Source organism: Chryseobacterium sp. c4a (assembly GCF_009900745.1).
Taxonomy (GTDB): domain Bacteria; phylum Bacteroidota; class Bacteroidia; order Flavobacteriales; family Weeksellaceae; genus Chryseobacterium.
This window is the reverse complement of record NZ_WXVU01000006.1, coordinates 144146-159888: the sequence shown is the minus strand read 5'-3', so window position 1 is coordinate 159888 and position 15743 is coordinate 144146. Positions and strand designations below refer to the sequence as shown.

The window sequence follows — 15743 nt, the reverse complement described above, 5'->3', positions numbered from 1 at the left end:
TTAAAAGTCATTTTATTGATGTGTTGGAAATATGCGAAGGCGCAAAGCTTTTTAAATAATAGATTGTTTTAAGGCGCAAGAAAATCGAAGATTTTCATTAAGCGTACACTTTATTTTTTGCCACGAATACACGAATGTTTTTGAAATGATTTATAAGCTATGTGCATGTTACAATATTCTATGATTACTGTTGATACACCGGCTAATTGCATAATAATGTTTGGTATAAGACATTTCATAATTAAAAACCACCGCCCAAAGGCAGTGGTTTTTTCTTTATCTAGGTTATTGTCTAGCGACTTATTATACTGGACACGAGCAAGATGCTCGCGCCAGCGAGGGGGAAATTAGGAAGTTGACACTAACATAAAATCTTCTATTTCCCAATAATTATCATGCAATCTTAGTTTAAATACAGCATTTCTACCGTAATAATCTTTTTTTATATGATGGTCAACAAAAACTAATGCTCTTTTTTTTGAAGTATCGAATACAATCTCTGAAAAATAGACAACACCTATCTCACATTCATTTGTATGTTTATCATACTCTGCCAGATCCAGCACTTTTGCGGTACACAAATTAAATTGATTTGCTTTTATAGAACTTCGTATGCTTAAATTTTTAATAATATCTGGACTATTGGAAAAGTCTTTAAAAAAATCCTTCTTTCTTTGTATGTATTTTATATTATCTTCGGTACTACCTGTAGCAAAATCAGTATTCTTATTTTTAATAGAATCTATATACAAATTGCAAAATTTTTCAGGATGATTAAAAATTTCGTTGTGCGCTTTTGTCTTCTCTTCGATATATAAATCATCATCATGAACTCTTAAACTATCAAAATATCTTTTTTCACCTAAATAATCTTCTCTAAAAAAATAAGGTATCAACTGATCTGTTAAATCATTATATAGTTTTACATTAGTATCGGTTGATTGACTTACACATTTTTTCATTTCCTCCTTACAATTCGTAAGTAATAAAGAGGATAATAAAATCATAACTATTTTAGTTTTGAAATTCATACTATTTGGAAATTTTAGATTAATAACATCCCCCCTGCTAGCGCGAGCATCTTGCTCGTGCTGATCAAATATCTTTATAAATTTACATCTATTTTTAATATCTCCTGATAGTCATCACTTTAATTTCTGACTAAATCTCTTATTAATTTAGAAGGTTCACTTTTCTCTGATCGAAAAAGCAAATGATACTACTTTTTCATTGATGGAAGTACCTCTATTTCTATAAGGTATAATCAACCATGCACTGGTAAATAATCCTATATATTTGTGCATTCGTGGCGATACAAACAGCTTTAAGTATTCCATAAACATCTGCGTAATCCACAAAATCTGTGAGAGCCAATGCCTCTTCAAAATAGAAAAGGTTTCATTTACCACTAGTAAACAAAACCTTTCTTATATAATCTATTGTTAGAAAGCGATTATTCCGCTTTATTCTTTAACATCATCAGTAAGCTATATGCTCCTTTCTGTACAATCTTTTTATCTTTTAAAAAATCAGCTTTCAGAACTTCTGTAAACTGATCATCAGCAATTCCGGTTACTACAGGAATCATTTTATATTTTGATTGTCCTAAGTCTTCAAAAACATAACTTTTACCTTCAAAAGAAACAACTGCATCATTTGGAAGCCCCTGAGTATATCGATTGCTGATATTAACTTCGGCATTGATATACATTCCTTTTACAAATTCAGTATTCACAGATGATAGTTTGGCTACAGCCGTTGCAGAACCTCCGGTTTCAATACTGGGAACTACACTTACAATGTTAGCATTGGATTTCACATCAGGATTTTGATTATTATAGACCAAAATTTCCTGGCCGACTTTGATATCGTTAACATCGTTTTCAAAAACTTTTAATTCTAAAAGTAATCCTGCCGGATTGATCAATTCAAATAAAGTATCTGCCGGGTTAATGTACTGCCCGTTATTGACCAGGATTTTACTTACAAAGCCTGTGAAGGGAGCATAAATATTGATTTTACTTCTGATATTTCCCGTATTGAGACCTTTCGCGTTGATTCCGACGATTCTTAATTTTTCTTCAAGCCCTCTGAGTGTTGCATTTAAGGTTGAATAATCTGCCTGAGCTGTTTGCAGGGTTTTATCACTGCTTGCTTTGCTGGTGTTAAGATCTTTCTGGCGATTAAAGTTTAGCCTTGCTGCTTCGAGCTGTGCTTTTGTGACCAGATAATCCTGCTGAAGCTGAATGAATTGAGGATCTTCTACAACAGCGAGTACCTGACCTTTATTAAAGTGGCTTCCATTAATCACATTGATGGATTTGATGTGTCCACCCATAATACTTGAAACAGAACTGATATGAGAGGGAGCAATTTCTGCTTTTCCATTCAGACGAACCAGCTTTTCCATGTTTCTGTCCTGAAGAGAAGTTGTCGTAATTCCTACAGACTGAATTTGCTGATTGGTAAGATGAACGGTATTCTCGGTATCTTTAGCAAACTTTGTGTTTTCATAGACTGTTTTTTCTTCTTCTTTCTTGCCTGAGCATGATGATAAAGCAAATGCTAAAGCCAGACTGTATATTGATATTATTTTGAATTGCATGATGCTGTTATTTTGAAATTAGGAAATTAAGTTCTGCTCCAATTTGATTTAATCTTTCCAGGCTGTCAATATAATCGGCCTTGGTTTTTACGGCTTGATTGACTAGTATTACCCAGTTCAGGTAATCAATTTCTCCCACATCCATCTGTTTTTGGGCAGTTTTTAAGATCGTTTCAGATTTTGGAAGCTGTTTCTGCTCATAATTCTCAATGATTCTCTGTTGATTCATATAATTGCTCAACTGCTGCCCCAGCCTGTTTTTAAGTTCAATTTCTTTTCTTTGATATTGATTCTCAGAGATCGCAATTTTTGCCTGTGCTGCTTTTGCTAATGCTCTTTGTCCTTTGGTAAACAAAGGGATTCCTACTCCAACCTGAACCGAATTAAAACGGTTGTTGTTAATATTCTTCATGCTCTGATTGGTGTAGCCTATAAGAAGTTCGGGAAGCAACCTGCTTTTCTCAAGTTGTACTTCAGCCTCTCCCACTTTGATCTGCTGTTGCAGGTACTGAAGCTCAGGATGTTGTTTTACCATTTCTTCTGATATCTGAAGCCCTACGCTCATGGTTGGTTTATCGGCAATAGGTTGATAAGGCGTATTAGACTGAAGGAGTAATTGTAGCTGTAATTTTGCGATATTCATATCATTTTCAAGCGAATTCAGCTGTACTTTTACTTGTTCTTTTTGTATTTCAGCAGTTGATTCCTCCAGAATATTAGATTCCCCTTTCTTTAGTCTTAAACTGGCTTTATCTGCAAAACTAGTGTACATCTGACTAATATATTCCAATACTTTTTTCTTCTCCTGAAGGACTAAAATTCTGTAAAAAACATCTGTAACCTCTTTGGTGATCTGTGTTTTAGTAAGGTTCTGATTAATGACACTTGCCGTCCATTCTGCATCCAGCATCTGCTTCCTCTTTGAATACACGGTTGGAAAACTGAATCTTTGAGAGATCCCGAATGAATTATCGGTTTCTTCCCCCTGAATTTGCCCGAAGCCTCCAGTAACTTCCAATTGTGGAAGATCAAGATAGCTGGCTTTTAGTTTCTCCTGATAATCAGAGATTAATTTTGAATTTTTAAGGATTCCGTTTTGCTGGTATGCTTTTTCGAGTGCTTGCTCAAAAGTAATATTTTCCTGGGCTTGAATGCTTCCGAAAGAAATCAGCAACAAGAAAACAGATAGTTTTTTATAGTTTATTTTTTTTGAGAATTTCATTTTATCTTTATTAATATGTTCAAATAAGACGTACAGAATAGGTAGTACAAATAAGGTTAGAAGAGTTGCCAGCATAAGCCCGCCGATTACGACTGTTGCCAAAGGTCTTTGTACTTCGGCTCCTGCTCCGTTACTTATTGCCATAGGAAGGAACCCTAATGAAGCTACAAAAGCAGTCATCAGAACCGGACGAAGCCTTATTTTTGTACCCATCAAAACAATTCTGCTAGTGTTGGTTATTCCGTTGTTTTTCAATCTGTTAAATTCTGATATTAAAACAATTCCGTTAAGTACAGCTACTCCGAATAAAGCAATGAATCCTACTCCTGCACTGATACTGAAAGGCATCCCTCTTAATGCAAGAAAATAAACTCCTCCAATAGCAGATAACGGAATGGCAGTGTAAATTAGCAAACTGTGTTTTACAGAGCCGAAAGCGAAAAATAGCAGCAAGAAAATCATTACTAAAGATATTGGAACAGCAATCCCCAGTCTTGCTTTGGCTTCATTCAGGTTTTCAAAAGTTCCTCCATAAGCAATGGTATATCCTGGTGAGAATTTCAGGTTTTTACCCACTTTCTGCTGAAGCTCTTCCACAAGACTCTGCACATCTCTGTCTCTTGCATTAAATCCTACAATAATTCTTCTTTTGGTATCTTCTCTCTGAATTTGATTTGGACTTTCTTTAAGTTCTACTTTTGCCAGTTGAGATAAAGGAATCTGTTCTCCGGTTGCAGTAGGCACCAATAGATTTTGAATGCTGGTAATATCTTTTTTGTGCTCATTATCCATACGGACAACGATATCAAACTTTTTCTCCCCTTCATATAAAGCTCCTGCGGTTTGTCCTGCAAAAGCCATATTAATCACACGGTTGATCTCTGCAACAGAAATATTGTATCTTGATAATTCTGAACGATTATAATCAATAACAACTTGCGGTGCTCCTTCAACAGGTTCTATATAAAGATCCTGTGCTCCTTTAACGGTATTGATGATACTTCCCAGTTTCTTAGCATATGTAGTAAGGCTATCCAGATCCTCACCATAGATTTTACATACGATATCCTGTCTGGCTCCTGTCATTAATTCGTTAAAACGCATTTGTACAGGAAACTGAAAACTAGTCGTTAGTCCTGGAATAACCTTTAGTGCCTTATTCATTTTTGCAGATAGTTCCGGAAATGAGTGAGCGGAAGTCCATTCTTTTTTAGGTTTTAAAACAATAATCATATCTCCGGCATCCATTGGCATAGGCTCCGTAGGGATTTCTGCACTTCCGATCTTTACAACGATCTTTTGTATTTCAGGGAACTGCTTTAAAAGAATATTTGACGCTTGTGTGGTGACCTTTTTGGTCTCATTGATATTACTTCCCTGAAGAATCCTCATTTCGACAGCAAAATCCCCTTCTTCCAATGAGGGAATAAACTCCCCTCCCATTCTTGACAATGTGAAAACGGCACCCACAAAAAGAACAAGAACTCCCAAGATGATTGTTTTTCTATATTTTAAGGCTTTCATCAGGAACTTTTGATGTCCTGCTTCTACTTTAGCCATAACACGGTCAGAAATATTGTCTTTTTCCTTTTTCTTTCTGCTTAATACCAGTGAACTCATCATGGGAATATAAGTAAGAGAAAGAATAAACGCTCCAATCAATGCAAAGGCAACGGTTTGTGCCATTGGTTTGAACATTTTCCCTTCAATTCCTTGTAAGGTAAAGATCGGAAGGTATACGATAAGGATAATAATCTGTCCGAAAACGGCACTGTTTACCATTTTGGTCGCAGAATTTGAAACCTGGTCATCCATTTCCTTTTTACTGAGCATATTGTCTTTACCAAAATGCTTTTTATGGGCTAGTTGATGTAAAACTGCTTCTACAATGATTACAGCTCCATCTACAATAAGACCAAAATCTAAGGCTCCAAGACTCATCAGATTTCCACCCACGCCGAAAATATTCATCATGATAATGGCAAATAGCATAGCCAAAGGAATGACGGAGGCTACTAATAATCCGGCTCTGAAGTTTCCAAGGAATAAAACCAGGATGAATACTACAATTAATGCTCCTTCCATTAGATTGGTTTTTACAGTACTAATGGTATTATTCACCATCTTAGCACGATCTAGGAAAGGTTCAATAACAACGCCTTCGGGTAAAGATTCCTGGATCTTTTCAAGTCTTTGCTTAATATTACCGATCACCTCATTGGCATTTTCTCCTTTAAGCATCAATACAATAGCTCCTGATACTTCTCCGGTGTCATTATAGGTCATAGCGCCATATCGTGTCGCATATCCGATTTTTACAGAAGCTACATCTTTAATGTGAACCGGAATACCTTCTTTAGTTTCTGCGACCTGAGTATTTCCTATATCTTCTTTTGTTCCCAAAAGACCTTCACTTCGGATAAAAAGAACGGTTTCTTTCTTTTCGATATAAGCTCCGCCGGTATTCTGATTATTCTTTTCCAATGCTGCAAAAACATCGTTGATATTGATATTAAAAGCTTGAAGTTTATTAGGATTAATAGCTATTTCATATTGTTTCAGCTTTCCGCCAAAACTGCTGACATCTGCTACACCCTTGGTTCCCAGTAATTGTCGTCTCACGACCCAATCCTGAATGGTTCTCAGTTCTGTTTCATCATATACGTTTTCATAGCCTTTCTTGGCTCTTACAACATATTGAAAGATTTCTCCTAATCCGGTTGAAATAGGCCCTAGTTCTGGCTTTCCAATCCCGGAAGGAATGTTATCCTGAACGAGTTGTAAACGTTCCTGAACCTGCTGGCGCGCCCAATATACATCCGTTTTATCATCGAAAACTACCGTTACCAATGACAATCCAAATCTGGAGAGGCTTCTGAGTTCCGTAATTCCGCTGATATTGCTGGTAGCCTGCTCGATAGGAAATGTGACAAGACGTTCAATATCTGCTGCTCCATAAGATGGAGCTGTGGTAATAATCTGTACCTGATTGTTGGTGATATCAGGTTGAGCATCAATGGGAAGTCTGGTGGTTTCATATACCCCGAAAAGAACCAAACCTATGGTGAACAGAGCAATGATGAGTTTATTCTTTACAGAAAACTCAATAATTTTGTTTAACATGAAAAAATTATTTATTGATAACCCATAGCATTTGTAGGTATCTGATTATTCCGGAAGGAGAAGAAAATTCTCAGCTTTTATCGGTCATGTTTTGAAAATATGAAAATCTTCATCCTGCTTGAAATTATTGACTTGTTGACGATGTCAATAGTTCAAGTATTTTACAACATAAGCGATGCAGAAAAAGAAACGAACAAAATGTTATAGGTTAATTGATAGGCAATAAGAATCGATTACTTTAAGTAAATTTTAAAGTATTAATTTTTAATTTAAATCAATTAAGAAAGCCGTGGAGGCTGGAAAATATTGGAAAGGTAAAGATTTGAGAAGTCTTTTTCCTGGTAAATACTGTTTTTTTGAGGTATTTTAATTTCCTTAGGTTTCTTGATTTCAAAAGTATAATCAGGAAGCTGAGCATGTACAGTGAGTACAATTGGTGGATTGATGAATGGTAACTTTTGATCCAGATCCCAGTCTGAATCTTTTTTATGGTTGTCATAGTGTTCCATGACAAATTCCGAAAGGTTTCCCTGATATTCCATAAAGTGTTCCACAAACATAGGCACCTTCAGTACTTCCCCCGCATTGGTGGTAGCCAGCACATACATCATTGAACATATTATGGAGAACCATTTTAACATCCTTGCAAATATAGGGCTTAAATTTTTCCTGAGAAAAAAGAGAAAGATTAATTTTTGTTTAATAAAGAGGTTTTCTTTGTTTCTTAATGATATGAAAAGTCCTCAATCATTAAAACTGAGGACTTTTATTTTGGCGTATTTGCTACATTTTTATTTTTTGGTGGCTTCCAGCATAAAAAGACCTTCTGTTTCTTCAGGCAGTCCTAAAATGTGATTTTGTGCATTCATATCAACATTGATCGAATTGAATCCAATGGCACGAAGCACTTCTACATCTTTTGAGGGACGTTCATGTTTGCTGATTTCCAATTCAGATTTAATATCATTCACCTCTTGGATGGCTCCGGATGGGCATTCGTCGTGACGGTCTGTGCTAAAAACTGTTTTTCCGAAATCGGCATCAAAGTTTAGCAATGTTCCTCCCGGTTTCAGAACACGCTCCATTTCCAGATAGCACTTTTCTAAATCTGGAACCGTCCATGTCATAAGTCGTGTAAATACTATGTCAAAGGTATTGTCTTCCAATTGCAGGGAGTGAGCATCCATTACAGCATATTCTACAGGTATTTGTAGTACTTCACTGACTTGTTTGGCAGCTTCAATCATTTGTGGTGAAAGATCCACAGCAGTTACTTCAAAACCTGCTAAGGTCATAATATGGGCAAAATATCCTGTGGCTGTACCCACTTCAAGGACTTTATTCCCTTTTGTACGGTTTTTCACCGATTTAAAAAAATCTAACCATTTTTCCGTTTCAGGACGAGACCAGGCTTCATCTTTTTCCTTGCGCCATGATTCACTTCTATCATCCCAATAGGTTGCTATTCTTTCAATCATTACAATAGATTTAATGACTGCAAATTTACATTTTATCCTGAACGTTGAAAAAACATAGCTGCTTTTTTATCATATAATAATTCACCATTTAAAACCTAAAAAGGATACGCCCTGATAGGAGAATAGCTTTACTAATGATTCATGCGAGGCTGATAAGAATTTCTTCGAGGTTATAAATATGTTACAGAATTAACAATTAAAAAATATTCATTTTTTAATCCATTATTTTTTTTTACTAACTTAGAAATCATTAAGTAGTGAATAATAATCACCAATAAACATTTATTAATATAAAAATAGAAATATGGCGCTAACAAACAATCCAATGGCTGAACCCTACAAAATTAAAATGGTAGAGCCTGTAAAAATTACTACAAAAGAGTATAGAGAAAAAGTGGCTAAAGAAGCTGGGTATAATACTTTTTTGCTTCGAAGCGAAGATGTTTATATTGATTTGTTGACAGATTCCGGGACAAATGCAATGAGCGAATATCAATGGGCAGGAATGATGCTTGGGGATGAAGCGTATGCGGGCAGCAAAAATTATTATTTCCTTGAAAATGCAATGTACGAATGTTTTGGCTACAAACATTTAGTACCAACACACCAAGGACGTGGTGCAGAAAATCTGGTTTCGCAGACGTTAATCAAGCCTGGTCAATATGTTCCCGGTAATATGTATTTCACAACAACAAGAGCCCATCAAGAATTGCAAGGTGGAAATTTTGTGGATGTGATTGTTGATGCTGCACATGATCCTTATAATACTGATCCTTTCAAAGGGAACGTAGATTTGCAAAAGTTCGAAGATCTGATTAAAAAAGTTGGTGCTGAAAATATTGCGTATATCACGGTAGGTGTTACTGTAAATCTTGCAGGTGGACAACCCGTTTCAATGGCGAATCTCAAAGCAACAGGCGAACTCGCACGCAAGCATGGGATTAAAGTAATTCTTGATGCGACTCGTGCAATGGAAAATGCTTATTACATCAAGGTTCGCGAAAATGGATATGAAAACAAGTCTGTAAAAGAAATTTTGAAAGAAATGTGTTCGCATACTGATGGTGCAACTTGTTCTGGCAAGAAGGATTTTCATACCAATATTGGTGGTTTTGCGGCTTGTAATGACGATGAGATGGCATTAAAAATGCGTAATATGGTTGTTCTTTATGAGGGACTGCAAACTTATGGTGGAATGGCAGGGCGTGATATGGAAGCGATGGCACGAGGCATGTTGGAGTCATGCCAAGACCATGTAATGGCTCATAGAATTGCGCAATCTGAATATCTTGGAAATAAATTAATAGCTGCGGGAATCCCGATCGTTCTGCCAATTGGTGGGCATGGAGTATTTATTGATGCTCTTAAATTCTATCCTCATATTCCGCAAGAACAATATACTGCTCAGTCGTTAGCCAATGATTTATATGTTCATGCAGGGGTTCGTTCTGTGGAGCGCGGAACTGTATCTGCGGGGCGCAACAAAGATACTGGTGAAGAAATTCGTCCTAAATTAGAGACTGTTCGTTTAGCAATTCCTCGTCGTGTTTATACACAATCCCATTTTGATGTTGTTGCTGAGGCTGTTATAGATTTGTATAAAAACAGAGATCAGGCAAGAGGTTTGAAGATGGTTTATGAACCAAAATATTTACGTTTCTTTCAAGCGAGATTTGAAAAATTATAATTTTTATAATAATGATTTATTTTATACTAATATCTAAGCAAGTTTAAAGAACTTGCTTTTTTGTGCCTTTAACTACGGTTGAAAATTAAGATAAAGGAATCAGGAATTACTTTAAACCATTAAAGTAGATTAAGTTTCTAAGAGCTTTCAGAATAATGACCTAAAGTCTAGATTTGAGCCTGCTTAGTGTTTCCTGAGAAATATTAAGATAAGAAGCTACCATTTTGTTGGAAAGTCTGCGTACTATGATTGGATTTTCAGCCAATAACTGGCGATATTTTTCTAATGCATCCTGTACGAGAAAAGACATCAGTCGCTTGGTATTCGTTACATAGGCAATTTCAAGATAGATTCTGTAGAATTTTTCCCATTGTGGAATGATTTCCAGTAAATGATAAAAGTCTTTATGAGTGATATAATAGACCTGAGTCTCTTCTACTGCCTGAATAAATTCTTCGGAAGGTTCTGCAGTAATAAAACTCACTAAGGCTGTAGCAAATTGATTTTCAAAAGCAAAATAACGGGTAGAATCCTGTCCTTCTTCATTGATGAAAAAAATTCTAAGGCATCCATTCACCACAAAGAATGTTCTTTGGCTGGATTGTCCGTTCATAAGAAGCAGTTCATTCTTTTTTAGTTGAATGGGTTTAAAATAAGACAGAATAGTATCCATCTCCTGCTCTGTTACCGATATTTTATTTTTAATATATGAAACTAATTGTTCCTCCATGTATGTCAATAAATCATTACAAATGTAGTGATAAATGCTTTATTTGCTTATGTTTTGTTGGCTTAGTGCTCTAATATCACTTCGAAAGCAGCCCTCTTATTTTAATCAAAGTCAAGAAACCCGTCTGCCAGTTTCTTCCATTGAATTTTGGCAATCCCTGCCATCCCTCCTACCGCTACAGCTATGTTTCTGAGGATATCAACAAAGCCAGCATTATAATTTGGAGATTCATTTCGTCCATATACAGCCGCTTTTAAATGAGAAGGATATCTTTTAATCATAAAGGTAAAAGTAGCTTTTGAACTGTAAAAATGAGCAATATGATGGTTTTTCTCCAGAGGGTTTATGGATGGGCTACAGGTCATTGTAATACTTTCTGAAGTGGCATTTTCATAATAACAAATGTCTGTTACTTTTACCCAATCATAGCCTTTGGCTTCTATTTCTCCCGGACCGGGAATATTAATGCGGATATAGTCTCCTTTTTGATGTTCCCGCTGTACGGGATTTCCTGAATAATCATAGAGCTTAAAGTCCGCAAATGCTTCTCCACAGTAGCTTTTCCATTTATTAATTGAAAAAAATCTTTCTTTTAATACCTCAAATTTAAGCGGGATCATCACTTTGGCAAACTGCCTCTCACTTTCGGTATCATGGAATCCGCCTGAATTTTGTCGGGGAACTCCCTTAATCTCTTTTGGTTTCATGCCTCTTTTTATTCAAATTAAAGGAATTAATGTCTCTTATTTTATGAGCAGCATCACAATGAGAGGTATTTCATTGAATAAAATTACTCCGTTATACGGACTATTTATTCCGTTTTAAGGATCTTGATTTACTGTCGGGGCTAGTAAGTTTGTCTAAAATTTTAATATCAGCATCCTTAATGCTAAAGTGAGTGTTCATGGGAAGCCGGCAAAAAGCAGCTGGAAATTTATTTTTGTGGTAATGTGTAATGTAGATTTAATGAATCATTAGGATTCTTATAATTTCTTTCTTCTTAGTCCGGCCTCCTTTATGACTCCTCTATTCAAAAATTTACGATATACAATGGAAAAACAAAGAGAGCTTATTTTAAATGGGAATCTGCGAAATGTAATGTGGCAGATGTCCTGGCCGGCAGTAATAGCCATGGTATTATATGGGCTGAATAATTTTCTGGATGGGATTTTTGTAGGTCATCTTATCAGTAATACGGCGTTAGCTGCAGTGGGTGTAGCCTATCCTTTAGCACAGTTTGCACAGGGATTTGGAACGTTAATAGGAACAGGTGTGGGATCTGCAGTGAGTATTTGGATTGGTGCAGGAGATAAAGATAAACTCAACAGCGCTATGGGAACAGTTAATTTCCTTACATTACTATTTTCTCTAGCCATTACCATTCCCTGTTATGTCTTTGCTAAGGAACTGGTTTATATGATGGGTGGACGAGGGGAAATTCTGACTTTAGGAGTAGAATATTTCCGATCAACGATTTTGGGGAGTTTCTTTTGGATTCATGGGCTGGCACTGAACATGTTGATTCGTGCTGAAGGGCGTATGAAAACTGCGGCTTGGATGATTGCTGTAGGATTGATTGTAGATGTAGCATTAAAACCTTTGTTTATTGATTCTTTTGGTGGTGGAGTAAGCGGAGCAGCTTGGGCTACTAATATTTCCATGATCATTTATATGGTGTTGGGAATTTGGTATTATGCATCCGGAAAATCTTCCTTTAAAACTCATTTTTGGTCGTTAAAGTATGATAAAGCTATTATTAAAGAGGCTATTTCATTGGGAATGCCCGGTTTTATCATGATGGTGATGATTGTGGTTCAAAATATTGTTGTTTTTAATGTGATTGCTAAATATGGAAAAGAAACGGATGTTACCTTTTTTACTGCAGTCAATAGGTTTTATATTTTATTAAATACTCCTTTGTGGGGACTTATGAGGGCATTGCAGCCTGTATCGGGAATGAATTTCGGAGCAGAGAAATACGAACGAAGCATGAAAGCTTATCGGCTTTTTTCTCTTACAGGATTGGTTATTTTACTTCCTTTCTGGTTCTTTGTAATGTATTTTCCTGCAGAAGTACTTTCTGTAATGATCCCCAATGTCTCTTTTCAGGCTAGTCAGCTTACTGATTTCAGGATTTATATGAGTGTTTTACCTGCTTTACCTTTTATTTTTATGGCAATGGTTTGGTTTCCTTCTGTGGAAAATGCCCGGCCTGCTACTGTGATCAGTATATTAAGACAGCTGGTATTATATATTCCTGCCCTTCTTATCGTTCCTATGTTGTATGGAATCCGAAGTATTTATGTGGTAAGTGCCATTATAGAATGGGTTGTGTTTGGTGGAGTAATTTACATGATACGGTTAAATTTCAAAATGTTAAGAAAAATCCCAATATTTTAATAAAAGATAATTTTTAATTAAAATAAATAATTTTTAAAGAAATTACGTGTATAATGCGATGCATAATATAAATTTTGCTTATATTTGTGAATCGAAATAATTTTTTTTCATCATTTGTGTTTTTTTAAGGTCTCCTCTCTGGAGGCCTTTTTGCTTTAATTGGTTTTATATTTGGTAATTTGCTATAAATATAATAAATGATCAAAATGGGAATTATTTACTTAGTAATGAATTTGTAATAACTTGCTATAGCTGGATACAGTGATTTTTCAATGTTAATAAATCCCTTTTTCTAGACCTAGATTAATGTTTTTAATAAAATCCGTGGGCCTGAACTGCATCACAGCCTGAAAACTTCGGGTATAAGCCTGTACACTTTTGTAACCGATTTTATAAGCAGTTTCTGATATTGTTAAATTTCCGGAGCTCAAAAATTCCAGACTTTTAATAATACGAAGCATTTGCTGGTATTTACTTAATGTAAGACCGGTTTCTTTTTTAAAGATTCTCTCCAGGCTTCGGGAAGAAAGCAGAGCCAATTCACCAAGATCGTCTATTTTGATTTCTGTATTGTAATAATCATGAAGGTGTTCAATGACTTTTTCCAATCGTTTATCTTTGGGAAGGCAGAGGTGAAGCTTCAAAGAATGTTCTACAAAATGAGGAAGTTCATTAAAAAGAGCTTTTAAAAATAGGGTTTCATCAGAATCCTTTTTCATGAGCTTAGACCATTTTTCAGCATATTTTATCATTTCTCTCAATACAGGAGGAACAGAAAACACTGTCACCTCATCATAAAAGGAATTTTTCTGATCTGTATCCGCAAACATAATCATCAGTTTGATCTTTTCAGAATGAGAATTGGTTTTATGAATCACATTCGATGGAATCCAGGCGGCATAATTCTGAGGAAGAAGATAAATCCTTTCTTCAATGGTAATATATTGGAACCCGCTTTCTACATACACCAATTGTCCCTTTTGGTGCTTGTGGAGAACATCATCATGGATCCAGTTTTCTTCAAACCAGACAAAATAAGGCTTATTAAGCGCATCTATTTTTATACTGTCGTTGGCATTCATGTCGTTTTAGGTTAAAACTTTGGCAAAATTAAACAAAATTACTACACTAATTTTGTGTAAAAGTTTTTACTATGATGAAGAACGAAGTGAAAAAGAATGCTTCTTATGTTTTAATGATTTTAAATGTACTGGTGGTTATTCTGATATCCAGTAATCTCCGCTCTCCAATTGTTGCGGTATCTCCGGTGCTAGGCGATGTGAGGGATGCTTTACACCTAGATAATTTTCAGGTAAGTCTCCTTACCTCTATTCCACTCTTTATGTTTGCTGTCTGTTCGGTTTTGGTAAGTCGGTTTTCTAATACACTTGGAATCAGTAAACTGTTGATGTATTCATTAATTATTCTAAGTTTTGGATTATTTCTAAGGATTACAGGCTCTCTATGGTTACTGTTTATCGGTTCAGTATTTATTGGCTTAGGTATCTGCATCGGAAATGTAGTGACACCGGGATATGTGAAAAATAATTTTCCGAAACAGATTGGTCTGATGACGGGTATTTTTGCTGTTTCTATGAACCTTACTGCGGCTCTGGCTTCTGGTTTCAGTGTGAGTATCGGAGAATGGACAGGTTTTGGATGGCGTGGCTCTTTGGGAATCTGGCTGGTGATTGCAGCTTTGGGATTCCTGGTGCTGATTCTTGAAATGATATTTAATAAAAAGAATTCCGATCAGCCTAAGCCTGCTTTAGGAACTTCTGATTTTAATATGTTTAAATCCTCTCAGGCATGGAATATCAGTGTTTTTATGGGATTACAATCTCTATTTTACTATTGCATGGTGGCTTGGCTGCCTTCTTTCCTGACGGATTATCATATGCCTGGCGAAAGTTCAGGTTGGGTACTTTTTGTTATTCAGATTACTATGATTCCTATCACCTTCTGCTGCCCGATTATTGCCAGCAAAATGAAAGATCAAAGAATTATGATCCTTTTTATATGTGCCTTGATGTTTGGAAGTACAATGATGTTTGTTTTCCTGAAATCTCAATGGATCTATGTAAATGCTGTTATTATTGGAATTTCTAACGGTCTTTCTTTCAGTTTGTCGATCCTGTTTTTCTCTACGAGAACGAAAAGCAGTATTAATGCAGTGAAGATTTCCGGAATGGCACAGTCTGTAGGGTATTTGATTGCTGCATTTGGGCCTCCTGTATTTGGAAAATTACATGATTGGGATGTTTCGTGGAATACTTCATTTTATTTTCTGAGTATTGCTGTATTGATCATGCTTTTCTTTGGATTAAGAGCTGCAAGAAATAAATATGTAGAAGATTAATGCTACTGAGTTTTATTTTAAAATATAATGAGGTCTTTTCTGTTTGAAAGGCCTCATTTTTTTGGAATGTGATATATTGTGCTAATGTATAAACCTTATAGATTTTCGAAAGCTATAAGGTTTAAGAGATGGAAAAATT

At 35.7% G+C, this 15743-nt stretch carries 11 protein-coding genes; 3 read left to right on the top strand and 8 right to left on the bottom strand.

All coding sequences use genetic code 11. The features are described 5' to 3' along the window. Positions 1-347 precede the first annotated feature (347 nt). The 5 genes from GTR01_RS10630 to GTR01_RS10610 all read right to left on the bottom strand — a co-directional run bounded on the left by GTR01_RS10630 (position 348) and on the right by GTR01_RS10610 (position 8428). Positions 348-1031 carry a hypothetical protein gene (locus tag GTR01_RS10630; RefSeq protein ID WP_160137816.1) on the bottom strand — a complete coding sequence of 228 codons (684 nt, stop codon included), beginning with the start codon at positions 1029-1031 and terminating at the stop codon, positions 348-350. 422 nt (positions 1032-1453) lie between these two features. Beyond that, on the bottom strand, positions 1454-2605 hold the full coding sequence (locus tag GTR01_RS10625) for an efflux RND transporter periplasmic adaptor subunit (RefSeq protein WP_160137815.1): 1152 nt from the start codon (positions 2603-2605) through the stop codon (positions 1454-1456). Between the two features lie 7 nt (positions 2606-2612). Continuing rightward, positions 2613-6950: a CusA/CzcA family heavy metal efflux RND transporter gene (locus tag GTR01_RS10620; protein WP_160137814.1), complete on the bottom strand. Its 4338-nt coding sequence runs from the start codon at positions 6948-6950 to the stop codon at positions 2613-2615. Positions 6951-7228: 278 nt separating this feature from the next. Then, positions 7229-7561, bottom strand: a complete 333-nt coding sequence (locus GTR01_RS10615) for a hypothetical protein (RefSeq protein ID WP_160137813.1) — start codon at positions 7559-7561, stop codon at positions 7229-7231. Positions 7562-7741: 180 nt separating this feature from the next. Beyond that, a complete protein-coding gene (locus GTR01_RS10610; protein ID WP_160137812.1) occupies positions 7742-8428 on the bottom strand; it encodes a class I SAM-dependent methyltransferase in 687 nt (228 codons plus the stop codon). 304 nt (positions 8429-8732) lie between these two features. On the opposite strand from GTR01_RS10610, the gene GTR01_RS10605 reads away from it, so the two are divergent. After that, complete coding sequence (locus tag GTR01_RS10605; RefSeq protein WP_160137811.1) at positions 8733-10115, top strand: tyrosine phenol-lyase; 1383 nt, start codon at positions 8733-8735, stop codon at positions 10113-10115. A 160-nt stretch (positions 10116-10275) separates the two neighbouring features. Here GTR01_RS10605 and GTR01_RS10600 read toward each other — a convergent pair whose 3' ends face one another. Both GTR01_RS10600 and GTR01_RS10595 read right to left on the bottom strand, forming a co-directional pair. Then, positions 10276-10845: a Crp/Fnr family transcriptional regulator gene (locus tag GTR01_RS10600; RefSeq protein WP_160137810.1), complete on the bottom strand. Its 570-nt coding sequence runs from the start codon at positions 10843-10845 to the stop codon at positions 10276-10278. A 101-nt stretch (positions 10846-10946) separates the two neighbouring features. Further along, positions 10947-11552, bottom strand: coding sequence for a hypothetical protein (locus GTR01_RS10595; RefSeq protein ID WP_160137809.1), 606 nt, complete (start codon positions 11550-11552; stop codon positions 10947-10949). 343 nt (positions 11553-11895) lie between these two features. Here GTR01_RS10595 and GTR01_RS10590 point away from each other — a divergent pair, with 343 nt between their 5' ends. Further along, on the top strand, positions 11896-13245 hold the full coding sequence (locus GTR01_RS10590) for an MATE family efflux transporter (RefSeq protein WP_160137808.1): 1350 nt from the start codon (positions 11896-11898) through the stop codon (positions 13243-13245). Between the two features lie 275 nt (positions 13246-13520). Here the strand turns inward: GTR01_RS10590 and GTR01_RS10585 are convergent, their stop codons facing one another. Beyond that, positions 13521-14327, bottom strand: a complete 807-nt coding sequence (locus GTR01_RS10585) for an AraC family transcriptional regulator (protein WP_160137807.1) — start codon at positions 14325-14327, stop codon at positions 13521-13523. Positions 14328-14398: 71 nt separating this feature from the next. On the opposite strand from GTR01_RS10585, the gene GTR01_RS10580 reads away from it, so the two are divergent. Further along, a complete protein-coding gene (locus tag GTR01_RS10580; RefSeq protein ID WP_228452211.1) occupies positions 14399-15604 on the top strand; it encodes a CynX/NimT family MFS transporter in 1206 nt (401 codons plus the stop codon). Positions 15605-15743 lie beyond the last annotated feature (139 nt).

Excerpts from the sequence above, each read along its gene's own strand:
- GTR01_RS10580 (WP_228452211.1), top strand. The coding sequence starts at position 14,399 with ATGATGAAGAACGAAGTGAAAAAGAATGCTTCTTATGTTTTAATGATT.
- GTR01_RS10620 (WP_160137814.1), bottom strand. The coding sequence starts at position 6,950 with ATGTTAAACAAAATTATTGAGTTTTCTGTAAAGAATAAACTCATCATT.
- GTR01_RS10585 (WP_160137807.1), bottom strand. The coding sequence starts at position 14,327 with ATGAATGCCAACGACAGTATAAAAATAGATGCGCTTAATAAGCCTTAT.
- GTR01_RS10610 (WP_160137812.1), bottom strand. The coding sequence starts at position 8,428 with ATGATTGAAAGAATAGCAACCTATTGGGATGATAGAAGTGAATCATGG.
- GTR01_RS10590 (WP_160137808.1), top strand. The coding sequence starts at position 11,896 with ATGGAAAAACAAAGAGAGCTTATTTTAAATGGGAATCTGCGAAATGTA.
- GTR01_RS10600 (WP_160137810.1), bottom strand. The coding sequence starts at position 10,845 with ATGGAGGAACAATTAGTTTCATATATTAAAAATAAAATATCGGTAACA.
- GTR01_RS10615 (WP_160137813.1), bottom strand. The coding sequence starts at position 7,561 with ATGATGTATGTGCTGGCTACCACCAATGCGGGGGAAGTACTGAAGGTG.
- GTR01_RS10595 (WP_160137809.1), bottom strand. The coding sequence starts at position 11,552 with ATGAAACCAAAAGAGATTAAGGGAGTTCCCCGACAAAATTCAGGCGGA.
- GTR01_RS10630 (WP_160137816.1), bottom strand. The coding sequence starts at position 1,031 with ATGAATTTCAAAACTAAAATAGTTATGATTTTATTATCCTCTTTATTA.
- GTR01_RS10625 (WP_160137815.1), bottom strand. The coding sequence starts at position 2,605 with ATGCAATTCAAAATAATATCAATATACAGTCTGGCTTTAGCATTTGCT.
- GTR01_RS10605 (WP_160137811.1), top strand. The coding sequence starts at position 8,733 with ATGGCGCTAACAAACAATCCAATGGCTGAACCCTACAAAATTAAAATG.